Consider the following 23,942-nt stretch of genomic DNA (forward strand, 5'->3'; position numbering starts at 1 on the left):
CGCGTCGCCGCCGTCGCGCGGACCGCCGGAGCGCCCGCGTGCCCGCGTCACCGGCGACGCGGTCGCTCACGTCTCGGTCGGGCCTTGACAGTGCGAACGATCGTTCTATTAATGGGGGGTGGGCAAAGGGGAAAAGACCCGAGCGACGATCCTCGAGATGGCCCTCGCCGACGCGAGCGAGCGCGGGCTCGAGGGCCTCAGCATCGGCGGCCTGGCCGGGCGCGCCAACATGTCGAAGAGCGGGCTCTTCGCCCACTTCGGCTCGAAGGACGAGCTCCAGCTCGCCGTCCTTGCCGAGGCCGTCGACCGCTTCGTCGAATTCGTGATGGCCCCCGCCTTGAAGGAGCCCCGGGGCGAGCCGCGGTTCCGCGCGCTCTTCGAGCGTTGGCTGCTCTGGGCACGTCAACCCTTCCAGCCGGGCGGGTGCATCTTCCTCGCGGCGGCCGTCGAGCTCGACGACCGCCCCGGCCACGCGCGCGATCGCCTGGTGGCGTCACAGCGCGACTGGCTCGACGTGCTCGCGAACGCGGCGCGCATCGCGGTGGAGGAGGGGCACTTCCGCCGCGACCTCGACGTCGAGCAGCTCGCCTTCGAGATGTACGCCATGGCGCAGGGCTTCCACCAGCTCGAGCGCCTCATGCGCGACCCTCGCGCCGAGTCGCGCGCCCGCACCGCCTTCGAGCGCTTGATGTGCGACGCACGTGCCAGGCCCCGCAGCTGACCGCACGCCTCGTCGTAGCCAGCCTTGCGGCTGCCACGGTCGGCCCCGCGTCCCACGTCTCTAGCCCCAATCCCTAGCCCCCCTCTTGGAGGAGCCCCATGTCGACCCATCCACACCTGCAAAATAGAACGAACGGTCGGACTCTGATCGCTCGAGAACTGCTTGCGCTCGGCGACGCCATGGCACCCAAACTCGTGGGCTCCTGGGCGGCAGCGAGGTTCTTCTCGCCGGCGCGCCGGCGGCGGCCCGCGTGGGAGGCCGCCGTCCTCGCGAGTGGGCGGCGGGGCGCCGTGCGCGCGCCGGAGGGCTCGCTGCCGACCTGGACCTGGGGCGCAGGGCCGAGCGTGGTGCTCGTGCACGGCTGGGAGGGTCGTGGCAGCCAGCTCGGCGCGGTGGTCGACACGCTCGTCGCCGGGGGGCGCTCGGTCGTCGCGTTCGACGCGCCGGGCCACGGCGACGCCCCGGGTCGCACCGCGTCGGTCATCGAGCTCGCGCGCGCCCTCACGCTCGTCGCGACGCAGACGCCGGACGTCGAGGCGATCGTCGCGCACTCTCTGGGCGCGGCGGCCACGATGGTCGCGCTCGCCCGCGCCGACCTGGCTCGGAAGGCCGTGTTCGTCGCGCCACCTCTCGCCGCGGCGCCTTGGGCCGACGGATTCGCGAGGCGCGTCGGCCTGCCCGAGCGCGTGGAGCGCGCGTTCCGGCGTGGCCTCGTGGAGCGCCTCGGCGTGCCCGTCGAGACCATCGACGCGCGCGTGCTGCGGCCTCTCGGCGCCGTCGACCTGCTCGTCGTCCACGACGCCACCGACCGCGAGGTGCCCGTGGAGCTCGGTCGCGAGGTGGCCTCCGCCTGGGGCGGCCGGCTCGTGGAGACGCGAGGTCTCGGGCACCGCCGGATCCTCCGCAGCCCGCGCCTCGCCGACGAGGTCGTGGCCTTCCTCTCCGGGCGAGCGCCAGAGGGGCCGCAGGCCGAGCTCGAGGGAGAGCTCTTCCACCGCGAGCGCCGCTGGGACGGTCTGCACTGAGCGCCCGACGGCGTGTCAGGCGCCGGCGCGATTGAACGGTCAAGCGGACGGCGCGCCGCGAAAGGTTCCCGGGAATCGACGCGGGAGCCGCCTCGCTACGGCTCGTCGGGCTCGTCGCCGGCGCTCGGCGTGGCGGCTCGCGCGCCGGTCGCCGTGTAGGCCTGCGCGCACCTCGGCTTCGAACCGCCCTGCGTCTGCACGGTGACGTGGAACGGCGTGGTTGGCTGCGCCGCCCCCACGTACGTGGCCGCGAGCCTGTCGCAGGTGGGTGGGGTGCCGAGCGGGCCGACCTGGCACACGATCATGCGGGGCTCCTTCGAGGGATCGCCCTTCGGCGGCCCCGCGTCGGCGATCTCGCGGATGAGATCGCCCATACGGGCGGGGTCGAACACCATCGCCTCCTGGCAGCCGGCCTTGCGGAGCTCCTTCGTGCCGGGCGCCGTGCGCGCCTCTTCGGCCATCTTCGACCCCTCCCCGATGACCCGCGCGATCTTCTTGCCCTCGGGTGACGACATCACGCGCCACGCGCCGATCGCCACGAGGATCACGCCGACGACCACGAGCGCCGCGAGCACCATCACGGCGATCAGGCACCCGCTCATCCCCTTCTTTGGTTGAACCGGCTGACCGTGGCCTTGCGGATGCTGCACGTGAAGCTCCTTCTCGACGCGACGGCGCGCCCCCCTCTACGTACAGCGTTCTCCGGCCGCTGAGAACGCCGCCGAGCGCGGTCGCCGGCGCGCTCGCGAGGCTGCGGTGCGCCCCAGGCTGCGCCCTTCGCTCGCTGCTGCCGATCGTCCCGCTCTTCGCTGCCTTCGCCGCGACCGCCATCACCGCGCGGCGCAGGGCAACCGGTCGAGGTCACCTTGGGGACGACTGAAGGGCGCGCTCTAGCCCGACGACGCGAGCGCAGCCCGCAGCGCGTCCCGGATCGACACGAGGCTCCGCACCCCGAAGAGCGCCACGGACGGCGCGGACGGACGAAAGGCCTCGTCGATCCACGCGCCGAGCGTCGCGTCGTCGACGTCCGGCCCCTCGCTCACGCGGGCCTCGAGCCACGCGACGCGATCGCGCGAGGCCATGAGCTCGCCACCGAGTCGCACGCGCAACCTCTCGTCTCTCCAAGAGAAAACGGGTCCAATGGCCTCCTCGACGCGCGCCAACGGCGACGGCGCAGTCTCCACGACGGGCGGCGCGTCGGCGGCCGGGAGCCGCTCCACGGGCAGCCCGAACGCCTCCGCGAGCGCGGCCTCGACGCGCGCGGGATCGACGGCGCCACGGTCACCGCGAAGCTCGGCGAAGGTCGCGGGGGCGCGCCCACCGTAGGAGAGGCGCGCGGCGTCCGGGAGGGCGCTCGACGCGAGGGACACGAAGGCCTCGACGACGGTGCGTCGCGTGCCCGCGTCATGCCCGAACGCGACGAGGCCGACCGGGCGCTTGTCGGCGGAGAGCCAGTCGCGCCCGAAGTAATGGGTGGGCACGGCCACGCGGGTCAGCGCGCGGAGGATCGGGCGTACCGCGCGGTTCAGCAGCTGGTCGCACGTCGCCGGCATGAGCGCGCCCGGGTGCGGGAGCGAGAGCCCTACGTAGAGGACGCCGGGGCCGAGGCGGGCCGACGCGCCGCCCGATGCGCGACGGAAGCGTGGCACGCTCGCGAGCGGCCCCAGATCTTCACGCTGCATCGGTGGAGGCGCGGGCTGAAACGCGCCGAGGAGCAGGGCCTCGCGCGCGGGCCACGCCACCAGGAGGCGAGGCGAGGCCGAGGCGTCGTCGAGGGCGCGCTGGGAGAACGCCGCGACCGCGGCCGGCGAGGGCGCGTGGGGCGTGGGGTCGTGGGCGTCGTCGCGCGAGGGAGCGTTCACGCCGCACCTCTAGCACTCGGCCGTCGCGTCGCGCGCCTTGGACGCGCCCGCCAGCGCGCGCGAGCGTGGCGACCGGCCGCCCGATGGGCGAAGATGGGGCATGACCAAGCTCGCGTCGAGCTCCGGCGACACCTGCGTACGGCTCCTCCAGGACCTCATCCGGCAGCCCACCGTGAACCGCGGCACGGGCGGGGAGGACGACGGTCACGAGCACCTCTGCGCCTCGCGCCTCGCGGACTTCGCGCGCGACGCCGGGCTCGAGCCCAAGACGTTCGCGAAGGTGAAGAACCGCGACAACCTGGTGGTGAGGCTCCGCGGCTCGGGCGCGAAGCCGCCGCTGCTCCTCAACGCCCACACCGACGTCGTCGAGGCCGACGCCGCCCGCTGGACTCACCCGCCCTTCGGCGGAGAGATCCACGACGGGTACCTCTGGGGTCGCGGGGCCATCGACATGAAGCACATGGCGGCGATGAGCGCCTGCGTGCTCGCGCGGCTGAAGGAAGAGGGCGTGCCGCTCGAGCGCGACGTCATCTTCGCCGCCGTCGCCGACGAGGAGGCGGGGTGCGGCCTCGGCAGCACGTACCTCGTGGACGACCACCCCGACGAAGTACGTGCAGAGTACATGCTCGGCGAGGTGGGCGCGTTCTCGCTGAACCTGCTCGGCAAGGTCTTCTACCCCGTGCAGGTCGCGGAGAAGGGCGCCGTGTGGCTGCGCGCCACGTACACGGGCGCTCCGGGCCACGGCTCCATGCCGGACCCGAACAGCGCGGTCGTGCGGCTCGCCGAGGCCATCGCGAGGCTTGGGCGCACGCGCCTGCCCATGCACCCCGTGCCCGTCGTGACCGACTTCGTCACGCGGCTCGCCGCGTCGCTGCCGTTCCCGCAGAGCCAGGCGCTGAAGCGCCTCACCACACCCCAGATCGCCGGGCTCATCCTCGACTACCTCGTGAAGGATCCCGACCAGCGGCGGAGCTTCGGCGCGATGCTCTCCAGCACCGCGTCGCCCACGGTGGTGCGCGCCGGCCACAAGGTGAACGTGATCCCGGGCCGCGCGAGCGTGGAGATCGACGGTCGCACGCTGCCAGGCCAGTCCGAGCTCGCCTTCCTGGCAGAGCTCCGCGAGCTGCTCGGGCCCGACGCCGAGGTCGAGGTGCTCCGATCGCTCCCCGCCGTGGAGACCGATCCGACGACGCCGCTTTACGGCCACCTCGAGCGCATGCTCCGGAAGCATGACCCGCTAGGTGAGCCACTTCCCTACATGGTGGTGGGGTTCACCGACGCGAAGGCCTACGCCCGATTGGGCACCCATTGCTACGGGTTCGCGCCCGTAAAATTCGACCCCACGCACGAGATCAGCTTCCAGAAGATGTACCACGGCCACGACGAGCGCGTGCCGGTGGACGGCCTCGCGTGGGGTCTCGAGGTGCTCTACGAGACCGTCCGCGACTTCTGCGCGCCTCGCCGCTGACGTGTCTTGCCGTGCTGGTGGGAACCCGATAAAACCGAAGCCTCACGTTTCAGCGGGTGCGTTTCGGGCTCTCCCACGGCGGGAACACGAACCGGCTCGAGGTCATATGCGCGTGCGCGTGCCCGCGGAGGACTCGGATGGCTAATCCCCAGATGGTGATGTACGAGGAGGAGTTCAATCAGATCCAAGCGGTCGTGGACCGTCTGGTCAAGGACGCGAACGCCAAGGTCGTCTTCATCGTCGACAAGAACGGGCAGCTCATCGCGGCGAGCGGCGACGTCGACAACCTCGACACCACGAGCCTCGCCTCGCTCACGGCGGGCAACATCGCGGCGACCGGCGGCATGGCCAAGCTCCTGAAGGAGAACGAGTTCGCCACTCAGTTTCACGAGGGGGAGAAGGCCAACATCCACATCCAGCTCGTGGGCAACCGGGTGATCCTGGTGGTCATCTTCGACTCGCGGTCGAGCCTCGGGCTCGTGCGTCTCCGCGTGAAGAAGGCGAGCGAGGAGCTCAACCACATCTTCGAAGCGCTCCTCAAGAAGGTGGCGGAGCCCGGGGCAGACTCGCCCTTCGCGGAGATCACCGACGAAGACATCGACAACCTCTTCAACGACTGATCGCGGAGGAGAGGACCAATGAGCTTCATCAACTACATGGCGCGCGAGATCAACTGCAAGTTGGTCTACTACGGCCCGGGCCTGTGCGGAAAGACCACGAACCTCCAGTACATCTACGAGCGCACCAACCCCGACGCGAAGGGCAAGATGATAAGCCTCGCGACGGAGACGGAGCGCACGCTCTTCTTCGACTTCCTGCCGCTTTCGCTGGGCGAAATCCGCGGGTTCAAGACGCGCTTCCACCTCTACACGGTGCCCGGGCAGGTCTTCTACGACGCCTCGCGGAAGCTCATCTTGAAGGGGGTCGACGGCGTGATCTTCGTCGCCGACTCGCAGATCGAGCGCACGGAGGCGAACCTCGAGTCGGTCGAGAACCTTCGCACCAACCTCGCCGAGCAGGGCTACTCGCTCGATAAGCTCCCGTATGTTGTACAATACAACAAACGCGACCTCCCCAACGTCGGCACCGTGGAGGAGCTCCGCGAGCTCATCAACCCCACCAACGTGCCGGATTTCGAGGCCGTGGCGCGCACCGGCGTGGGCGTGTTCGACACGCTGAAAGCCGTCGCGAAGCTCGTCCTCACCGAGCTGCGCAAGGGCGGCACCTGAGCCCTCCGCCCACGCGGCGCGCGGCGAGACCCTCATGCAGACCGTAGGTGGCCCCGTCATTTTCGCGCTGCTGGGCCTCATGCTGCTCATCGCCGCGGGCGCCGTCGTCGCGCTGGCCTCCGTGCTGTTCTCGCGGAAGAAGAAGTAGCCGATCACCGCGGCGCTTGCGCGGGCAGCGCGGTTGGTCTATTCCCTGCTCCCCCTTTCCTCTCCTCCTTGGAGCCTGCCATGTATCTCGTCCTCTCGAAGAAGCCCCGTAAGACCAACCGCACCAAGACGAAGCGCTTTCGCGCCAAGCTGAAGGCGAAGGATCGCGGGCGTCGCGCGCGCATCTACCAGGGCGAGTAGCCTTCCGCGCCGCCAAAGGCGCCGCGTCGAACTTCAGGGTGCTCGCTCTCCGGCGGGCGCCCTGTTTTCGTCTCCCCTCCCCCTCTCCCCAGTCCCTCACCCCTCTCCCTCTCCGTCTCCCTCTCCCTCTCCCTCTCCCTCTCCCTCTCGCGCGGGAGCACCGAGCGTGGGTGGGGCCCTCGGCCGCGGGTGGGAGGATCCGCCTGTCCGAGGTCGTCGTTCTCGCGCGGCCACACGGACCACCCAGCCCCGGACCGCGATCACGCCCCGCTCATCGCGCGGAACGACGCCGAGTTGCGGAGCAACTGTCTTTCTGCCGGGGGTGAACGATTTTTTTCGGGGGGCGATTTGGGGCGTGGGACGGCTACCGCGCCGACGGGCGACTTCGCGCGGGGCGGCGCGTAGGCGGCTTGCTTGCTCGTCGTCGGGGTGCCCTGCGGGCGGACCCGGGACCCCGCCGCCCGAGCCCGAGGGCGAGAGGGAACCTGCGTTCGTTCCTTCGTCGCAGCCCTCAGGGGGCGTGGGCGAGCGCGAGGCCCGGCTGCCAACCGCGACCCGTTCGAAGGATCGCGTTCACCATGATGAGCACCTTGTGCATGCAGGCGGTGAGGGCGACCTTCTTCGGCTTTCCTACGGCGAGGAGGCGAGCGTAGAAGGCCTTGATCGTGGGGTTGTGCTGCGCCGCCACAGTCGCGGTCATGTAGAGGACGGCTCTCACACTGGCGCGGCCTCCCCAGATGGTGCGCTTGCCGCGCATCGTCCCACTGTCGCGGTTCAGACCAAGGGGCCAGCGGACTGCCGAGGTCTGCCCTCCAACGCTTCAAAGATAGCTCCGGACCGAGATACAAGGGGCCCTCCCGCGGACGAGGGCCCCACCCACGCGGGTGGCACCGCGCGCTCCCCCACCCGTCCCCGCGCACCGCGCGCACCTCCCCCCGCACCGCACCCCCGCGCCCCCAGCCCGCTACGCGAGCCCCACAAACAGGTTCTGCACGTCGTCGTCGTCGTCGAGCGCCGCGAGGAACGCCTCGACCTCGGCGCGCGCGGCGTCGTCGAGCGTGGCGGCGCTCACCGGGTTCTTCGGCCGCCACACGAGGGAGAACTTGGCGACGGAGAAGCCCCGCTCGGCGAGGGCCTTCGCCACGGCGTCGACCTCGGCCGGGCTCGTGTAGAAGCTCGTCGCGCCGTCTTCGGCGGGCTCGAGATCGTCCGCGCCGGCCTCGAGCGCGGCCTCCTCCGGGTCGGCGCCGGCGGGCGCTGTGGCCTCGACGTGGCCCACGCGCGCGAAGTCCCACGAGACGGCGCCCGAGGCCGCCAGCTGGCCTTTCTTGAACAACATCCGCACGTTCGCCGACGTTCGATTTTTGTTGTCGGTCAGGCACTCGACGATGACCGGCACCTGGTGTGGGGCGAACCCCTCGTACGTGACGCTCTCGTAGACGGCCGCTCCGTCGAGGAGCCCGGCGCCCTTCTTGATGGCGCGCTCGATGGTGTCGCGGGTCATCGACTGCTTACGCGCGGCCTCCACCGCCATGCGCAGGCTCGCGTTCGCCGCGGGATCGGCGCCGCCGCGCGCGGCGATGGCGATCTCCTTCGCCAGCTTGGTGAAGATCTTCCCCTTCGCGTTGGCGGCTGCCTCGCGATGCTTCTGCTTCCACTGTGCGCCCACGGAGCGCCGTCTAGCACATCGAGGGAGCCGCCGCGCTAAGCGGTCGCGCCGAAGAGCCTCGCGCGCGCGCGGTCGATCATGCCCATGGCCGCGTGCGCCTTCGTGTCGTCGCGCACCGCGAGGCCGACCCGCCGCATCCACGCGAGCTCTTCGGGGTCGAGCGGGCCGCGGTCGAGCGCGTCGAGCGCGGCGTCGAGCTCGCGGCCGTCCTTCGGGCCCGCCAGCGTGGCGTGCACGTGGGGGCTCGTGAGCGCGAACCGGTAGCAGTCGCTCGCGCTGGGGACGCGCTCGCCCGGCGGGACGAGCCGCGGGTTGAGCAGCGAGCCCCACCGCGTCGCGGTGAACGCGAGCACGCCGGGCGACGCGTCGAGGTTCGGGAAGACCTCGCGCTCGGCGCCGGGGTGCGCGGCGTTGTAGCGCACCATCACCCCGTCGACCCCGTCGAGCTGCGCCATGCGCGGCAGGAGCGTGCGCTCGTGCGACGAGATGACAATCTGCTTGACCATTCCGCGCTCGCGCAGCGCCAAGGCGGCGTCGAGGATGCGGCGCGGCGGCAGCTCGTTCCACCAGCCGAGGCTGAGCACGTCGACGTAGTCGGTGCGGAGCGCGCGCAGCGCCAGCAGGACTGAGGGCCGCATGAGGAAGCCGAGGCGCGTGTAGCTCTGGATGGCGAGCACGACCGAGCCGCGGTCGCGCGCCGCGAGGCGCCGCAGGCCCGCGCCGAACGACCGGCGCCGCCGCAGCCCCCAGAAGAAGAAGTTCACCCCGCGCTCGTACGCGCGCTCGAGATCTTCACCGCCGACGCCGTAGCTCGAGGCGATCGCCACGCGGCTCACGAGCGGCCCGCCCGCCCCGAAGGGCACTCGTTCGAAGGTCATGGCGTGCTCCTCACGAGGCCCGATCCGAGGCGGGGAGCGCCTTCAGGGCCGGAGTGAACCGGTCCATGACCCAGCGCGTGGTCCCGGGGAACCACCGGCTGAGCGCGCCCGAGCGCGGGTAGATCACGCGGGCGGTCTTGCGCTCGATCGCCAGCCGAACGAGGCGCGAGAGCTCGGCCTCGGTGCCCGTGGGGAACGCCGAGAGCAGCTTCGACTCCTCGAACTTGTTCATCGCCGCCTGCGCCATCTCGGTGGAGGCGATGATGCCGGGGTACACGGTGACCACGTGCACGCCCGTGCCGCGCAGCTCGCCGCGCAGCGACTCCGAGGCGGCGGCGAGGCCAGCCTTGGCCGCGTTGTAGTGGGTCATCCCCGGGGTGGGCGCGAGGGCGGCCATCGACGCAACGTCGACGATCGTGCCGCTCCCGCGGGCCAACATCGCGGGCAGCACGGCCCGCGTGAGGCGCAGGGGCACGAGGAGATCGACGGCCAGGAGCGCGTCGGCCTCGTCGGGATCGACCGTGGCGGTAGGCGCCACGATCTGCACGCCCGCGTTGTTCACGAGCACGTCGACAGGTCCGAGCGCCTCCTCCGCGGCGGGGAGCCACCCCGCGGCGTTCTTCGCGTCCGAGAGATCCCACGGCGCCACGTGCACGCGCGCGCCTGCGCTCCCCGCAGGCGTGGCCTGGGCCAGCTCGGCGGCGAGGGCGCGGAGGCGGTCCTCCCGCCGCGCGACGAGCGTGAGGGAGTGGCCGTGCTTCGCGAGCTCGCGGGCGAGAGAGGCTCCGATGCCAGACGAGGCTCCAGTGATGGCGATGTGCATGTGAGGCTCCGAGGTGGAGGTGCGTGGTTCGAGCGTTGTGACTGTTTTGGTTTTTTGGTCAGCGCGACGCATGATGAAGTCGAAGTGCGCGGCGCGAAGAAGACGGGCTTAGCGCGCGCAGAGGCCGTGGAGGACGAGGTCGAGCCCGACGCGGACGCGCGCCTCGACCTCCCGGGCGCGCGAAGGGCTCCCCTCGAGGCCGCGGTAGGCGGCGAGCTGGAAGTCTTGGAGGAGGCTGGCGACGGTGTCGATCTCGAGGTCGGCCCGAAAGAGCTCCTGGCGGACGCCGATGCGGAGCACCTCGACCACGTTCGCGCGACCGACCTCGCGGAGGCCTTCGAGGCGCTCGGACCAGTCGGGCAGGGCGCGCAGGGTCTCGCCGAGCAGCAAATCGAGCACCAGCGGGTGCCGCTCGACGTGCTGCATCGCCGTGGTGAGGAGCGTACCCAGGAGCTGGTCGGCGGGCACCCGGGGGTCGATGGTGCGCGCGCACTCCGACTGCCACGCGCGGACCTCGCGGTGGAGCACCTGGTAGAAGAGGTCCTCCTTCGAGTCGGCGGCGAGGTAGACGGTGCCCTTGCCCACGCCTGCCTCGCGCGCGATGTCGTCGATGGACGCCTTCTTGAACCCGAAGCGCGAGAAAGCGCGGGCGGCCTGGAGCAGAATGCAGTCTTTCTTGGCGGCGTCCAACGAGTGACTGATATAGTTCTCCAGTCAGTCCTGTCAAGGCGGCCCGGGTCGGTGATCCGGGGGTAGCCTCAGGCGATGGCCCCCGAGCTCCAGACCCCGCGCCTCGTCCTCCGGCCCCCCGACGCCGGCGACGCCGACGCCTTCTTCTCCATGTGCTCCGACCCGGCGGTGATGGAACACTTCCCGGCGACGCTCACGCGGACGGAGAGCGATGCCCTGCTCGGGAGGATCCAGGCGGGCATGACAGAACGAGGGTTCGGCGTGTGGGCCGTGGTCGTGCCCGAGGTCACGCCGTTCGCGGGGCTCGTGGGCCTCTCTGTGCCCGGGTTCATCCCCGGGATAGAGCTCGCGTGGCGGCTCGCCGTGCCCTTCTGGGGCCGCGGCTACGCGCGCGAGGCGGCCGGCGCGGCCATCACCTTCGCGTTCGAGACGCTCGACGCCGCGCAGCTCGTGGCCTTCACCACCCCCATGAACCGCCGCTCCCTGCGGGTGATGGAGGCGCTCGGCATGGAACGCGACGAGGCCTCGGACTTCGACCACCCGCGCGTGGCGCCGGGCCACAGGCTACGGCGCCACGTGGTCTATCGCCTCGCGCGTCAGCCTCGCCCGCCGAGCGAGCCCGACCGCAGCGCGAAGGGTGTCGCCGCGCGGTTCGCCGCCGCGCTCGACGCCGACGCGTTCGAGGTCGTGAGGCCGCTCTTGGCGCCCGAGTGTGTGTACGAGGTGCGCGGCGAGACGCTCGTCGGGCGCGACGCGATCCTTCGCTCGTACGCGGCGGCCTCGCGGGCGGGGCGGCGCAGGTTCGACCACGTGACCTACGCGAGCGCGGTCGAGGACACCGAGGTCGGCGCGCTCGTGCGCTTCGTCGACGTGCTCGGGCTCGGCGGGCGCGAGCACCGCCATACGTCCCACCAGCACCTGACCCTCGGGCCCTCGGGGAGCCGCGTGACGCGCATCGTACACGAGGACCTGCCCGGAGAGCGGGAGGCCCTCGCGGCCTTCGAAGCGGCCGGGGTCGCCGCGCGCGGCGGCGATCTCAGCGGGTGAGCTTCCCGATGATGTCGGCGTGCTGAGGGAACCGCGCGAGGAGGGCCGCGCGGTCGTCCATCACGAAGTCGGCGAACTCGAAGCCCGGCGACACCGTGCAGCCCACGAGGGCGTAGGGCGCGTCGCCCTCGGGGTAGCTGCCGAACACGCGCCCGTGCGGCACCACGTGGAAGGGCCGCTCGCCGCGCGCGTAGTCCTTGCCGAGCAGCAGATCCCGACGCTCACCGGCCGCGTCGATCGTGACGACGCGGAGGGCGCCGCCGTCGTAGTGGTGCCAGCACTCGTCGCTCGCGATGGTGTGGAGCGACGAGAACGTGCCGTGCGGCACCATGAAGTAGATCGCGGTCGAGAAGCTGCGAGCGGCGGGGAAGCGGCCAGGGAGCGCGCCCTGCGCGACGCCCTCGGTCGCGCGGTAGACCTCGCGGTAGAAGCCACCCTCGGGGTGCGGCGCGAGCTCGAGCTCGGAGACGAGCAGGTGGGCGGGGAGCATACGTGAAGAGTACACGGAATCGCAGGCGTGCGTCACGCCACGGCGGGCGGGCCGACGCGCAGCGCGAGGCGGCCGGGGAGCGGCAGCGCTCCCACGCCTAGAAGCGCGGTTGGATCACGCGGGTGGCGCGCACGAATCTCATCGTGACGGTAGCAGGAAGGCGCTCTCACCCCCTGTTGGGCGGCCTTGGTCAGCCGAGGATCTCGAGCAGCGCCTGCACCGACGCGTTGATCTCTTCGTCGCGGATTCCGTAGAAGAGCGGCAGGTTGACCACGCTCTTGCAGAGGGCGCGCGAGTGCTCGAGCGTGCCGAACGGGATGGCCACGCCCTTCGTGGGCGGCTGCGCGTCCATGGGCTCGGGGTAGGTGCGGGCGGCGCCGATGCCCTTCGCCTTGAGCGCGTCGACGATCTCCTGGCCGCCGCGGCCCTGCACCGTGAACACGTTGAGGTAGCCGTTCTCGACCACGCCCGCCGGGGGGCCGTACACTCGCAGCTTGCCGTGGCTCGAGAGGCGCTCGCGGTAACGCTCGGCGGCAGCGCGGCGCGTGGACACGATCTCGGGGGCGAGCTCGAGCACGGCGTTCAAGAACGCCGCCTGCACGCCGCCCATGCGCGAGTTCCAGCCCACGTGAGCGTAGGCGTAGTGGTCGGCGCGGCCGTGGTTGCAGAGCGAGCGCACGAGCTTCTCCTGCTCGGCCGTCTGGAGGGTGATGGCGCCGCCGTCCATCGCGCCGCCGATGACCTTCGCCGGGTAGAACGACAGCGTGCCTACCGTGGCCTTGGAGAGCACCGGCTCGCCCGCGACCTCGACACCGAAGCACTGCGCGCCGTCCTCGAGGAGGCCGATGTTGCGCTCCGCGCAGAACGCGCGGATGTCGGCGAGGCGGGCCGAAGCCCAGCCGTAGAGGTGCACGAGCGCCACGGCCTCGAAGCGGTGCGCCTCGTGGGCCTTCTTCAGCTCGTCGAAGCTGAGCTGGAGATCGTCGGGGTCGATGTCGACCAGCACCGGGATGGCGCCCAGCACGGCGACCGCCTCGTACGTGGCCCAGAACGTGAGGTTCGGGACGGCGACCTTCGTGCCCGCCTTCACGCCGAGCGCCTGGAGCCCGACGATGAGCGCGTCGGTGCCGTTGGCGCACGACACGGTCCGCGGCACCGCCAGGATCTTGGAGAGGTTCTGCTCCACGCGCGCGACGCCGGGGCCACCGACGAACTCGCAGCGATCGAGGCAGCCCTTCCAGGCGGCGTGGACGTCGGCGGAGACTTTCTGGGTAACGCGGGAGAGGTCGATGAAGGGTACTTGCACGAGGCGCTCCTTAGCATGGGGCGGCGGCGGCGCGCGAGGTGGCCGCCCACGGCTTCATTGAAAAAGGGTGGGGTCGGCGGCTTCGTTGCTCCCGGGGCCACCGGCGTTCGAGCGCTCCATGGGGCGCCACAAGAAAGAGCGTCTTATGCTACGAGTTCGCGCCATGGGCGAGTCGTACGATCCGCAGAACGAGGCCGAGTTCGACGCCCACGCGGGCACCTACGCCGAGCTTCACGCCTCAAGCGTGAAGGCGAGCGGCGAGGACCCTGCGTACTTCTCGGAGTACAAGCAGAAGTGGCTTGAGCGCATGTTTAGCGCCGATCCGCGGCCGGTGCTCGACTTCGGGTGCGGCATTGGCAACCTCACGCACCTGCTCGAGCGCTCGTTCCCTGTCGTACACGGCTTCGATCCCTCCAAGAAGAGCGTCGAGATGGCCCGCGAGCGCGCGCCTGGGGCCACCTTCTTCGACGACAAGGCGGGCCTCCCTCGAGACACCTACGGCACCATCGTGCTCGCCAACGTGCTCCACCACGTGCGGCCGTCGGACCGCGCCGATCTCGTGGGCGAGCTCGCGAAGCTCCTCGCCCCGGGCGGGCGCCTCGTGATCTTCGAGCACAACCCTCTGAACCCCGTCACGGTGAACGCCGTGCAGGCCTGCGCGTTCGACGCTGACGCCGTGCTCCTCTTCCCGTGGGAGGTGACACGCCTGCTCGACGGCGCCGGGCTGACGAAGCGCAAGCTCGACTTCATCGTCTTCTTCCCGCGCCAGCTCGCGAGGCTTCGCCCGCTCGAGCCCTTCCTCGCGCGCGTCCCCGTTGGCGCGCAGGTGTGCGCGTGGGCCGAGCGGCGCTGAAGAATCGGCGGCGTGACCTTCGAGCGACCCCGCGGATCCCGGGCGGCTGCGAGCCGCGCGCGCTCAGCGGTTCTTCTTGGCCAGGTCGGCGAGGCCGGCCGGCGCGGGCACGCCCATGACGGTCTTGGCTTCTGCGTCGGCGTTCGCGTCGGTCACGACGCGCGCCTTCGAGGGCTCGGGATCGTCGATCGACTCGACGGACTGCTCGCCGAGGTAGGTGTGATCTTCACCGTCGGCCGTGTCGTCGGTGACGACCCGGGTGGCGGGCGGGTACATCGAGCTCGCCACGTCGAGCTCGCTCGTGTCGGGCGAGAGCGGCATGTTCTGCGTCTCGCGGAGCACGTAGAGCGGGCGCGCCTTCACCTGCTCGTAGATGCGACCCACGTACTCGCCGAGAATGCCAATCATCAGCAGCTGCACGGCAGCGAGCAGCGACACGAGCACGGTGACGGCGGTCCAGCCCGGGACGGTCGCGTCGAAGACGAACTTCGCGAGGACCGCCCACGCGGCCACGCCCACGGCGCCGACCGCGATGATCGCGCCCGCATAGGTGGCGAGGCGCAGCGGCAGGACGCTGAAGCTCGTGATGCCGTCAGCCGCGAACTTGAGCATCTTTCGCAGCGGGTATTTGGTCTCGCCCGCGAAGCGTCCCGCGCGGTCGTAGAGCACCGCGGTCTGCTTGAAGCCGACCCAGGAGACCATGCCGCGCACGAACCTGTGCACCTCGCGGAGCTCGCGGAGGGCCACCACCACGCGGCGGCTCATGAGGCGGAAGTCGCCGGTGTCGAGCGGCACCTCGATGGGGATCATCGCCGCGAAGAGCCGATAGAACCAGCGCGCGGTGAGCAGCTTGAACCACGTCTCGCCCGCGCGACTGCGGCGCTTGCCGTAGACGACGTCGTAGCCTTCGCGCCACTTCGCGACCATTTCGGCCACGACCTCGGGGGGGTCCTGGAGGTCGGCGTCCATGACCACGACAGCCTCGCCGCGCGCGTAGTCGATTCCGGCGGTGATGGCGACCTGGTGGCCGAAATTGCGAGCAAAGCTCAGCACTTTGTAGCGAGGCTGCGCGCGCGCCATGTCGCGCAGGAGCCGGAGCGAGTCGTCCTTCGAACCGTCGTCGACGAAGATGACCTCGGTGTCGGCGGGCAGCTGCCCCATGAACTCTGTGAGACGCGCGCGGAGCTCCGGGAGGACCTCGGCCTCGTTGAAGATCGGGAGCACGAGGCTGAGGGTCGGTCGCTTCATCGAGGCGAGTGGGGTCCTAGCACGAAGTCTGGGGAATTCGGGGCGGGTTTCCTTGAGAACCGCCGCGCAGGCGGTAGGCTGAGCGCATGAGAACCGATTCCGCAAGAGCTCGCGCGGCGCTCATCACGTCAACCCTCGCGGCGGCGACCGCCATGCTCGTCGGCGCGTGCGACGGCTTCGTGAAGATCGACGACCCGAGCGACGCGGGCGGCGGGGCCGACGCGCAGCTCCCGCCCCCGGGGGCCGACGCGACCCCCACGGCGGACGTCGGCGCGCCCGACACGCTCCCGCCGCCGCCGGACGCGACCTCCGACACGCTCCCGCCGCCGCCGGACGCCGGCCCCGACGCGACCCCCGACGCCGCGCCGGACGCCACCCCCGACGCGACCCCCGACGCGACCCCCGACGCCGCGCCGGACGCCACCCCCGACGCCGCGCCCCCGGCGTGCACGCGGAACCCGGTCGCCGGCCAACCCTGCGGGCCGGGCGCCACCGCGTGCGGCGAGGTCGACATCTGCTGCAATGGCGGGGACAAGTTCCGCTGCACGGCGGGGATGTGGGAGCGCTACCCCTCCGGTATCCTCTGCCTCTTTTGCGCCGCCACGCCCTGCGGCACGCAGCGCTGCCTCGGTAGCCAGTATTGCCTCGAGCGCGACGACGTCGGCGGCACCGTCCACACCTGCGTCGACTACCCAGCGGCCTGCTCCGACAGCTGGACGTGTGGCTGCGTCGCGCCGCTCGTGCCCTCGTGCCCCGGGGCCACGTGCAAGGCCACCCCAGCCCATCACCTCACCATCGCCTGCCCGCCCTGACCTCTTGCCCGATGCCGCGCGGACTCGGTCCGTTTATCGACGGGCTGCTACTAGAGCGAGCAGCTCGGCGTAGACGTCGAGGGTGGCGCGGGCGACGTGACTTTGGTCGAAGTCGGCGAGCGCTATCTCGCGACCGCGGGCGCCCAGCCGAAGCCGCAGCTCCTTGTCCACGATGACCCGCCGGAGCGCGGCGGTCAGCGCGCGCGCGTCGCGAGGCGGCACCAGCAGCGCGTTCTCGTCGTGGCGCGCCACCTCTCGGCAGCCCGGCACGTCGGTCGACACGATCGCGCGCCCCGACGCCGCCGCCTCGAGCAGCGCCTTCGGGAGCCCCTCTCCGTAGGAGGGCAGGCACGTCACGTGCGATTCGCGATGCACGCGCTCCATGTCGTCGCGCCACCCGAGGGTCTCGACGAGACCCTCGCGCGCCCACGCGGCCACCTCGTCCGACGTGATGGAGGCAGGGTTGCCAGGGTCGGGCTCGCCGACCAGCCCGAAGCGCGCGGCCAGGCCTTCGGCGCGGAGCGCACGGGCGGCCTCGACGAACTCCCGAACCCCCTTGTCCCTCAAGAGGCGCGCGGGGAGCACGACGAAACAGGGCCCTTCCGGCTCCGGGGCGGGCGCGAAGCGGGCGGTGTCGACGCCGGCGCCGCGGATGAGCACGACGCGATCGCGGCGCATGACTCCCCACGCGATCCACTTCTCGAGGTCGTCGGGGTTCTGGAGGATGGTGCGCGTGTTTGGGGACGTAAGCAGCGCCTTGTACGCGGTCTCGACCATGACGCGGATGGCGCGCGACAGCGGGTCCTTGTTCAGGAAGACATAGCCCATGCCGGGCATGGCGTTGACGATCGCGGGCACGCGGGCCGCCTTGGCGGCCACGGTGCCGTAGATCATCGGCTTGATCGCCACGTGGTGCACGACGTCGGGGCGCTCGCGCCGGTAGAGCTCGACGAGCCGGCGGGTGGTGTTGAGGTCGGAGAGGGGGTTTCGGCCCTGACGATCCATCACCACCGGCACGTGGCGGAGGCCGGCTGCCTCGATCTGGGTCGTGTACGGCCCCGTGGGCGTGACGACCGTCACGTCGTATCCGGCGGCCTGCGCTGCGAGGCCGAGCGAGAGCCGATGGCACAGGAAGTACCAGTCGGAGGCGACGAGGAAGAGAAGGCGCGGCCTCCGTCCGTCCCGGAGCGGCGCCGGCATGGCGCTCACGCAGGCCTCCGGCGGCGGCGCTCTGCGGGTGCGCGGGCCGACATGTCCGAGGCGTCGAGCTGCATGCCAGAGCGGATATCAGCGTGCTTACGCAAAAGAAATGTAAATCCGAGCGCTTTCGGGCACGGGTTTGAGGTGCCCTGCCGCGGGCAGCGGGTAGTGTCGGGCGAGCCGTGCCGCGCGCCCCGCGCCCCGCGCCCGCCCCCAACGAACGGGAGACCCTATGCCTTCGTCGTCGCCCGCGCCGCAGCATCTTCTCCGTCGACGTGGAGGACTGGTTCAACACGGTGCGGAACGAGCCCAAGCCCTCGGACTGGGACACGATCCCCTCGCACGTGGAGAAGAACCTGCGAAGGTTCCTCGACCTGTTCGACGAGACGGGCACGAAGACCACGTGCTTCTTCCTCGGCTACGTCGGCCGGCGCTTCCCCGACCTCGTGAAGGAGACCGCGGCGCGGGGCCACGAGATCGCGTCGCACGGGTTCTTCCACAGCTGCATTTACGATCTCACCCGCGAGGCCTTCCGTAAGGACATCGCGGAGTCGAAGAAGGTCCTCGAGGACGCGGCGGGCAAGGCGGTCAAGGGCTACCGGGCGCCAGGCTTCTCCGTCGACCAGCGCTCGCCGTGGTTCTTCGAGGTGCGTCCTCGACGAGGAGCGACCGGTTGTATATTACATTCACCCGCGCGAGATCGATCCGCACCACCCGCGCTCGCCGATGAAGCCCCTCGCGAAGTTCAGCGCCTACGTGAACCTCGCGTCCACCGAGCCGAAGGTGCGACAGCTCTTGCGCGACTTTCCGTCGACGAGCTTCGAGGGCTATCTGCGCGACCACCCGGTGTCGTAGCTCGTAGCCCTCCACCCAAGGGCGCCGCGCCTCGCCCGACGCTCCGTCATTCGACAGGGGTGCTAGAACGCGAAGCCGAGGGTGGCGTCGAGGTGGAGGCCCGCCGTGTAGAAGCTCGGCGGCGCCGCGCTGCCCTCGAGCTTGGCGAAGTGGAGCTGCCCGCCGAGCCCGAGCGAGAGGTGGACGATGTTGCCGAGCAGCAGCGCATACCCGATCGACGCGCCGAGGGCGCCGGTCCCGCCGGACTTCTCCACGCCGTTCTGGGTTCCGTGCACCGACCCGCCCTGAATGAACGGCGAGATCCAGAGGCCGCGCGGGGCCTCTTCCGTCGCGTAGAAGTAGGGGCGCGCGCGGATCATCCACCCGCGAATATCGCCGACCTTCTCGGTCACGGTCCACGGATCGTAGAGCCCGCCCGAGACCGCGACGGCCACGTGAGGCGCCACTGTGCGTTGGAAGCCGAGACCGATGACGTGCAGGCCGAGGTCGGCGAACACGACGTTCTTCTTCGACGGGAGCGCGGGCTTGGCGTCCTCCGGCTCGTGCTCGGCTGCCTTCTTCTCCTCCTCGGCCGCGGCTGGGGCGGCGAGGCCCAAGAGGGGCAGGAGCACGGCGCCGAGGGCGAAGAGAGGAGCGCGCTTTCGCATTTCTCCGTCGTCGCACACTTGTTTCCGAAATACGTGCAATTTCGCCCTCGCGCGGCGGTTCGTGGCGCGGGGGCGCCGCGAGACCGGCGAGCGCGTATGCTCGCGGCGTGACCACCGAGATCGTGTACCTGACCGACGTCGAGGGGCGCTGGGACAAGCTCGCGGACGCGCTGAGCGGTCACGTGGGGGTCAGCCTGCGCGGGGACCACATCGAGGTCGCCGAGGACGCGACCCTCGTCTTTGGGGGCGACGCGACCGATCGCGGGAGCGCGGGGCGGCGCGTGATGCGGGCGCTGCTGGACGCCAAGATGCGTCACCCAAGCCGCGTGGCGCTCCTCGCGGGGAATCGCGATCTGAACAAGCTGCGCCTGCGAGTCGAGCTCTGCGGCAGGCCGCCCGAGCGCGCGCCTACGGAGGTGCGCCAGGGGCCGCGGGCCGAGCTCCTCCGGTGGCTCTTCACGAACACGATGGGCGCGCGCGAAGCGTTCGACAACCGGGCGATCGAGCTCGACGTCACCGGCGCCGGCGCCGACGACGCGGTCGTGGGCTCGTTCCTCGACGACGTGGGTCGCGACGGTCTGACGACCCGTTACCTCGCGCAATGCCAGCTCGGCGTTCGGTTCGACGAGACCCTGTTCGTGCACGGCGGCGTCACCTCCGAGAGCCTGGGTCACGTCCCCGGTCTTCGTTCGAGCGCGAGCTCGCGCGCACGCGAGAGCGTCGACGAATGGCTCGAGGCCCTGAACCGCTGGTACGCCGAGCAGCTCGACGCCTACGCGGGCGCGCGCGACCTCGAGAGCGGCGCCTACGAGCCTATCGTCGCGTACCAGGCGCCCGTTCCCGGCACGCGACGGCACCAAGCGAGCGTCGTGTATGGCCGCCTCGCCGACGCGCACAACAACCCCGAGCTGCCGCCGGCGGACGTGCGCGCGGCGCTGCGGCGGAGCGGCGTCTCTCGGCTCGTGGTGGGGCACACGCCGACCGGCGACGTGCCCGTGGTGCTGCGCGCGGAGGCCGAGCGCTTCGAGCTCGTGTGCGCCGACAACTCGTACGGGCGCCTGGAGCGCGGGCCCCGCGTGGTGGTGCGCGGCGACGAGCTCACTATGGAGGGGAGCGCGCGGCTCGACGGCGGCGACGAGGCGCGCGCCCTGACGAGGCTCTCGCTCGCGGAGCGCAGTGGGCCGATCGGGCTACGCGATCGCAGCACGGGACACCTCGTGGGCGGGCGCCTCGCGGGCGACCAGGTGTACCTCTACCGCTCGGCCGGGGGCTTCGTGGTCGAACAGCTCGCGCAGGCGACCTCGGAGGCGGCGGGGCGACCGCTGGCGGAGCCGGCCGAGCGCACGCCGGGCTAGCAGCCCGTTGATTGACTCCCGTCGGCCCGTCGCCGCCGCATCCCGACCGCGGTCGTTGCGATCCTGCGGTGCGTGCTCACCTAGAAACGCCCACCTGGAACACGCTCCGCGCGCTCCTCGGATCGCGCCTTGGCGGGCCGGGCGCGGACGACGCCGGGCCTCGGTCCGTAAATCCACAGGCTGCTAGCTAGACCTCCCCGCGTGACGAGCGGCTAGTCCCCTGGAAGCGTGATCCCTTCCAGAAGTCGCGCGGCTCGGCCTTTCGCCACAAGGGAGCGAGGGGGTGTCCCGTTTTCGGCGGCGGTGGGAGGATACTCATGTTCGAGGGTCGGCGTTCTCGCGCGGTCACACCCGAAACCACTGTCCCCTGAGCGCAAAGCGCCGCCTCCACCGCGCGGAACGACGTCCGAGTTGAGACGGCCCGCCGCCGCCGAAAACGGGCACCCCCTCGCTCCTCGGAATGACACCGAAGACCGGACTCTGATACGAACCACGACTCCAGGGACTAGTCTCCTGGAAGCGTGATCCCTTCCAGAAGTCGCGCGGCTCGGCCTTTCGCCACAAAGGGAGCGAGGGGTGTCCCGTTTCCGGCGGGGGGGGGGGGATGTTCGAGGGTCGGCGTTCGCGCGGTCACACCCGAAACCACTGTCCCCTGAGCGCAAGCGCCGCCTCCACCGCGCGGAACGACGTCCGAGTTGAGGACGGGCCCGCCGCCGCCGAAAACGGGGCACCCCCTCGCTCCTCGGAATGACACCGAAGACCCGACTTCTGATACGAACCACGACTCCAGGGGACTAGCTAGTCTCCTGGAAGCGTGATCCCTTCCAGAAGTCGCGCGGCTCGGCCTTTCGCCACAAGGGAGCGAGGGGGTGTCCCGTTTTCGGCGGCGTGAAAGCCCGGGGCAGGGAAAGCTCCGGGTGGCGTTGCGCGAAGCCCGCCGCAGCGGCGGGCTGTTTCGGCTCTCGTCGCGACCTTGACGGCGAGCCCGCCCCGCGGGCTTTGAGCGGGTTGATCCCCGGATTTCCCTGCGGGCTTTCAGCCCGGTGGCGGCTAACCGGGATGGGCCCCCCTCAGTTCGGCTGGCCCTCGGGGTCGTCCGCCGTTCGTCCGGTGGTGCACCGGGCCACGCACTGCTGCTGCTGCTCGCCGCAGTCGTTGTAGTTCGTGCCCGACGGCGCCTTCCGCACACAGTCGTTGTACTGCTTGTCGCAGGCCGCGGTGCACACCGAGTTGCACCCGCCCGCGAGCGTGGGCCGCGAGCGCGAGCGCGAGCGCGAAGGCAAGAGGGAGGCGGGGGCGCGGACGCCTTGGGGACACGGGCACGGGATCGCTCACCCCCAAACCATGCGCTACGGTGGCGATCATGGCAACCTCGGCGCCGCGCGGCGCGCGCGACCCCGGACTCGGCGCAGTCGAGCACCACAAGACCCTCTGCAACCGCGACTGTCCCGACGTGTGCGGCATCGTCGCGACTGTGGAGGGCGGTCGCGTGACGCGCCTCCGGGGCGATCCCGAGCACCCCATCACGCGCGGCTTCTTGTGCCACCGCACGAGCCATTTCTTGGAGACGCAGTACGACCCCGCGCGGCTCACCACGCCGCTGTGGCGCGCGCGGCTCGACGACGAATTTCAGCCCATTTCGTGGGAAGAGGCGCTCACCCGCGCCGCCGAGTCGCTCCTTCGGATACGCGCCGAATCCGGCCCCGCGGCCATTTTTCATTACCGAAGCGGCGGCTCCCTGGGGCTCTTGAAGCACCTCTCGGACTACTTCTTCGAGCGCTTCGGCCCGGTGACGCAGAAGCGCGGCGACATCTGCTCGGGCGCGGGCGACGCGGCGCAGCTGCTCGATTTCGGCGAGGAGGACAGCCGCGATCTGTCCGAGCTGAAAGATGCAAAGCACATCCTTCTGTGGGGGAAGAACGTCTTCGTCTCGAGCCCACACCTCATCCCGCTCTTGAACGAGGCGCGGCGGCGCGGGACGACCCTCGCGCTCATCGACCCCGTCCACCACAAGACCGCGTCGATCTGCGACCTGGTCGCCCAGCCCCGCCCTGGCGGTGATTTCGCGCTCGCCATGGCGGTCGGGCGGCGGCTCTTCGAGCTCGGCCTCACCGACCCCGAGGCCGCCACCTACTGCGACCACCTGGCGGAGCTGCGCGCCCTCTGCTTCTCCCGGAGCCTGGAGGCCTGGCGGGAAGAGGCCGACGTGCCGCTCGAGGCCATCGACGCGCTCGCGCGGCGCCTCGGCGACGGCCCCACCACGGTGTTCATCGGCTGGGGCATGGGGCGGAGGCAAAACGGCGGGGCCATCGTGCGCGCGCTCGACGCGCTCGTGGCCATCACCGGGAACCTCGGCGTGCCCGGGGGCGGCGCGTCGTTCTACTTCAAGCGGCGCGGGGCGTTCGACCTGTCGTTCATCGGGCGGGCGGCGCCGCCGCGCACGGTCTGCGAGCCGCGCTTCGGCGCCGAGGTGCTGGGCATGAGCGACCCGCCCATTCGCGCGGTGTGGATCACCGCGGGCAACCCGGTGGCCATGCTCCCGGAGTCGCGCACGATCGAGCGGGCGCTCCGCACGCGCGAGCTCGTCGTGGTGGTCGACGCGTTCCTCACCGACACGGCCCGCTGCGCGCACCTCGTGCTGCCCACCACCACCCTGCTCGAGGCCGACGATCTCCTGGGCTCCTACGGGCACGCCTTCATCGGCGCCGCCGTGCCGGTGGTGCCGCCCCCGGAGGGCGTGAAGAGCGATCTCGGGATCGTGCAGGCCCTCGCCGAGCGCGTGGGCCTCGCGAGCGATCTCGCCGGCGACGCGCGCGCGTGGAAGGAGCGCATGCTCGCGAAGGTCGCCCCCTACGGGGTCACGCCGGAGCGCCTCGCCCAGGGCGCGGTGCCGAACCCGCTCGCGCCGAAGGCTCTTTTCGAGGGGCGGGTGTTCCCGACGCCGAGCGGAAAGGTCAACCTTATTTACGAGATGCCGACGCGAGGCGCGCCCCGCGTGACGGAAGAGCACCCGCTCTTGCTCACCGCGCTGTCCACCGAGCGCTCGCAGTCCTCGCAGTGGGCACGCGGACGCTCGACCCCGCGCGAGGGCGCGAGCGCAGAGGAGCGCCTCGCGGTCGCCACGGTGCACCCCGACGCCGCGGCGAAGGCCGGGCTGTGCGACGGCGAGGAGGCCGTGGTCGAGGGGGGCCTCGGCTCACTCCGCGTGCACGTGCGCTGCGACGCGAGGCAGCGCCGCGACGTGCTGCTGCTTCCGAAGGGCGGCCACCTGAGGGACGGGCGCTGCGCGAACGCGCTCATCCCCGCCCGGACGACCGATCTGGGCGAGGGCGGCGCGCTGCACGACGAGCCGGTGCGGCTCCGGCGGCCGTCGTGAGCTGCACCTGATCGGCAGTCGTCGCGGCGGTCAGACCGCG

General features: G+C 71.2%; 24 protein-coding genes and 1 pseudogene. 12 read left to right on the forward strand and 13 right to left on the reverse strand.

The window, feature by feature from the left end:
* The first annotated feature begins 118 nt into the window (after window positions 1-118).
* Window positions 119-721 (forward strand): TetR/AcrR family transcriptional regulator, encoded by a 603-nt coding sequence (locus IPQ09_09195; protein MBL0194375.1) that lies wholly within the window; start codon window positions 119-121, stop codon window positions 719-721.
* A 179-nt stretch (window positions 722-900) separates the two neighbouring features.
* On the forward strand, window positions 901-1,746 hold the full coding sequence (locus tag IPQ09_09200; protein MBL0194376.1) for an alpha/beta hydrolase: 846 nt from the start codon (window positions 901-903) through the stop codon (window positions 1,744-1,746).
* 95 nt (window positions 1,747-1,841) lie between these two features.
* On the opposite strand, the gene IPQ09_09205 is transcribed toward IPQ09_09200, so the two are convergent.
* Both IPQ09_09205 and IPQ09_09210 read right to left on the reverse strand, forming a co-directional pair.
* A complete protein-coding gene (locus IPQ09_09205; GenBank protein ID MBL0194377.1) occupies window positions 1,842-2,396 on the reverse strand; it encodes a hypothetical protein in 555 nt (184 codons plus the stop codon).
* 240 nt (window positions 2,397-2,636) lie between these two features.
* Window positions 2,637-3,608 (reverse strand): hypothetical protein, encoded by a 972-nt coding sequence (locus IPQ09_09210; protein ID MBL0194378.1) that lies wholly within the window; start codon window positions 3,606-3,608, stop codon window positions 2,637-2,639.
* Window positions 3,609-3,708: 100 nt separating this feature from the next.
* Between IPQ09_09210 and IPQ09_09215 the strand changes: the two genes are divergently transcribed.
* The 3 genes from IPQ09_09215 to IPQ09_09225 all read left to right on the forward strand — a co-directional run bounded on the left by IPQ09_09215 (window position 3,709) and on the right by IPQ09_09225 (window position 6,305).
* Window positions 3,709-5,076, forward strand: a complete 1,368-nt coding sequence (locus tag IPQ09_09215; GenBank protein MBL0194379.1) for a M20/M25/M40 family metallo-hydrolase — start codon at window positions 3,709-3,711, stop codon at window positions 5,074-5,076.
* Between the two features lie 137 nt (window positions 5,077-5,213).
* A complete protein-coding gene (locus tag IPQ09_09220) occupies window positions 5,214-5,696 on the forward strand; it encodes a roadblock/LC7 domain-containing protein (protein MBL0194380.1) in 483 nt (160 codons plus the stop codon).
* Window positions 5,697-5,714: 18 nt separating this feature from the next.
* Entirely contained in the window at window positions 5,715-6,305 is a 591-nt protein-coding gene (locus tag IPQ09_09225; GenBank protein MBL0194381.1) for a GTPase domain-containing protein, read from the forward strand.
* An 859-nt stretch (window positions 6,306-7,164) separates the two neighbouring features.
* Here the strand turns inward: IPQ09_09225 and IPQ09_09230 are convergent.
* The 5 genes from IPQ09_09230 to IPQ09_09250 all read right to left on the reverse strand — a co-directional run bounded on the left by IPQ09_09230 (window position 7,165) and on the right by IPQ09_09250 (window position 10,713).
* Complete coding sequence (locus tag IPQ09_09230) at window positions 7,165-7,410, reverse strand: transposase (protein MBL0194382.1); 246 nt, start codon at window positions 7,408-7,410, stop codon at window positions 7,165-7,167.
* 207 nt (window positions 7,411-7,617) lie between these two features.
* The gene (locus IPQ09_09235) at window positions 7,618-8,322 is read right to left on the reverse strand and encodes a YebC/PmpR family DNA-binding transcriptional regulator (protein ID MBL0194383.1); all 705 of its coding nucleotides are present in this window, start codon (window positions 8,320-8,322) and stop codon (window positions 7,618-7,620) included.
* Window positions 8,323-8,357: 35 nt separating this feature from the next.
* A complete protein-coding gene (locus IPQ09_09240) occupies window positions 8,358-9,200 on the reverse strand; it encodes an aldo/keto reductase (GenBank protein MBL0194384.1) in 843 nt (280 codons plus the stop codon).
* Window positions 9,201-9,210: 10 nt separating this feature from the next.
* Window positions 9,211-10,023: an SDR family NAD(P)-dependent oxidoreductase gene (locus IPQ09_09245; protein ID MBL0194385.1), complete on the reverse strand. Its 813-nt coding sequence runs from the start codon at window positions 10,021-10,023 to the stop codon at window positions 9,211-9,213.
* A gap of 108 nt (window positions 10,024-10,131) precedes the next feature.
* Window positions 10,132-10,713, reverse strand: coding sequence for a helix-turn-helix transcriptional regulator (locus IPQ09_09250; protein ID MBL0194386.1), 582 nt, complete (start codon window positions 10,711-10,713; stop codon window positions 10,132-10,134).
* A 75-nt stretch (window positions 10,714-10,788) separates the two neighbouring features.
* Here IPQ09_09250 and IPQ09_09255 point away from each other — a divergent pair, with 75 nt between their 5' ends.
* The gene (locus IPQ09_09255; GenBank protein ID MBL0194387.1) at window positions 10,789-11,760 is read left to right on the forward strand and encodes a GNAT family N-acetyltransferase; all 972 of its coding nucleotides are present in this window, start codon (window positions 10,789-10,791) and stop codon (window positions 11,758-11,760) included.
* Here IPQ09_09255 and IPQ09_09260 read toward each other — a convergent pair.
* Both IPQ09_09260 and IPQ09_09265 read right to left on the reverse strand, forming a co-directional pair.
* Entirely contained in the window at window positions 11,750-12,250 is a 501-nt protein-coding gene (locus IPQ09_09260) for a cupin domain-containing protein (protein ID MBL0194388.1), read from the reverse strand. The genes IPQ09_09255 and IPQ09_09260 overlap by 11 nt on opposite strands.
* 190 nt (window positions 12,251-12,440) lie before the next feature.
* Window positions 12,441-13,556, reverse strand: coding sequence for a DegT/DnrJ/EryC1/StrS family aminotransferase (locus IPQ09_09265; protein MBL0194389.1), 1,116 nt, complete (start codon window positions 13,554-13,556; stop codon window positions 12,441-12,443).
* A gap of 163 nt (window positions 13,557-13,719) precedes the next feature.
* On the opposite strand from IPQ09_09265, the gene IPQ09_09270 reads away from it, so the two are divergent.
* Complete coding sequence (locus IPQ09_09270) at window positions 13,720-14,409, forward strand: class I SAM-dependent methyltransferase (GenBank protein ID MBL0194390.1); 690 nt, start codon at window positions 13,720-13,722, stop codon at window positions 14,407-14,409.
* Window positions 14,410-14,472: 63 nt separating this feature from the next.
* Here IPQ09_09270 and IPQ09_09275 read toward each other — a convergent pair whose 3' ends face one another.
* Window positions 14,473-15,657 (reverse strand): glycosyltransferase family 2 protein, encoded by a 1,185-nt coding sequence (locus tag IPQ09_09275; GenBank protein MBL0194391.1) that lies wholly within the window; start codon window positions 15,655-15,657, stop codon window positions 14,473-14,475.
* A gap of 86 nt (window positions 15,658-15,743) precedes the next feature.
* On the opposite strand from IPQ09_09275, the gene IPQ09_09280 reads away from it, so the two are divergent.
* Window positions 15,744-16,469, forward strand: a complete 726-nt coding sequence (locus IPQ09_09280) for a hypothetical protein (protein ID MBL0194392.1) — start codon at window positions 15,744-15,746, stop codon at window positions 16,467-16,469.
* A gap of 33 nt (window positions 16,470-16,502) precedes the next feature.
* On the opposite strand, the gene IPQ09_09285 is transcribed toward IPQ09_09280, so the two are convergent.
* A complete protein-coding gene (locus tag IPQ09_09285; protein ID MBL0194393.1) occupies window positions 16,503-17,669 on the reverse strand; it encodes a glycosyltransferase family 4 protein in 1,167 nt (388 codons plus the stop codon).
* Window positions 17,670-17,818: 149 nt separating this feature from the next.
* Here IPQ09_09285 and IPQ09_09290 point away from each other — a divergent pair.
* Together IPQ09_09290 and IPQ09_09295 are read left to right on the forward strand one after the other, a co-directional pair.
* Window positions 17,819-18,295, forward strand: a pseudogene (locus IPQ09_09290) (polysaccharide deacetylase family protein).
* A complete protein-coding gene (locus tag IPQ09_09295; GenBank protein ID MBL0194394.1) occupies window positions 18,183-18,524 on the forward strand; it encodes a DUF3473 domain-containing protein in 342 nt (113 codons plus the stop codon). The pseudogene IPQ09_09290 and the gene IPQ09_09295 overlap by 113 nt, the downstream one beginning before the upstream one ends.
* A gap of 62 nt (window positions 18,525-18,586) precedes the next feature.
* On the opposite strand, the gene IPQ09_09300 is transcribed toward IPQ09_09295, so the two are convergent.
* Window positions 18,587-19,171, reverse strand: coding sequence for a DUF3575 domain-containing protein (locus IPQ09_09300; protein MBL0194395.1), 585 nt, complete (start codon window positions 19,169-19,171; stop codon window positions 18,587-18,589).
* A gap of 107 nt (window positions 19,172-19,278) precedes the next feature.
* Between IPQ09_09300 and IPQ09_09305 the strand changes: the two genes are divergently transcribed.
* On the forward strand, window positions 19,279-20,526 hold the full coding sequence (locus IPQ09_09305; protein ID MBL0194396.1) for a metallophosphoesterase: 1,248 nt from the start codon (window positions 19,279-19,281) through the stop codon (window positions 20,524-20,526).
* 1,070 nt (window positions 20,527-21,596) lie between these two features.
* Here IPQ09_09305 and IPQ09_09310 read toward each other — a convergent pair.
* The gene (locus IPQ09_09310; GenBank protein MBL0194397.1) at window positions 21,597-21,809 is read right to left on the reverse strand and encodes a hypothetical protein; all 213 of its coding nucleotides are present in this window, start codon (window positions 21,807-21,809) and stop codon (window positions 21,597-21,599) included.
* Window positions 21,810-21,889: 80 nt separating this feature from the next.
* Here IPQ09_09310 and IPQ09_09315 point away from each other — a divergent pair, with 80 nt between their 5' ends.
* A complete protein-coding gene (locus IPQ09_09315) occupies window positions 21,890-23,902 on the forward strand; it encodes a molybdopterin-dependent oxidoreductase (GenBank protein ID MBL0194398.1) in 2,013 nt (670 codons plus the stop codon).
* The last annotated feature ends 40 nt before the right edge of the window (window positions 23,903-23,942 follow it).

This window comes from Myxococcales bacterium, from assembly GCA_016720545.1.
GTDB lineage: Bacteria > Myxococcota_A > Polyangia > Polyangiales > Polyangiaceae > JAAFHV01.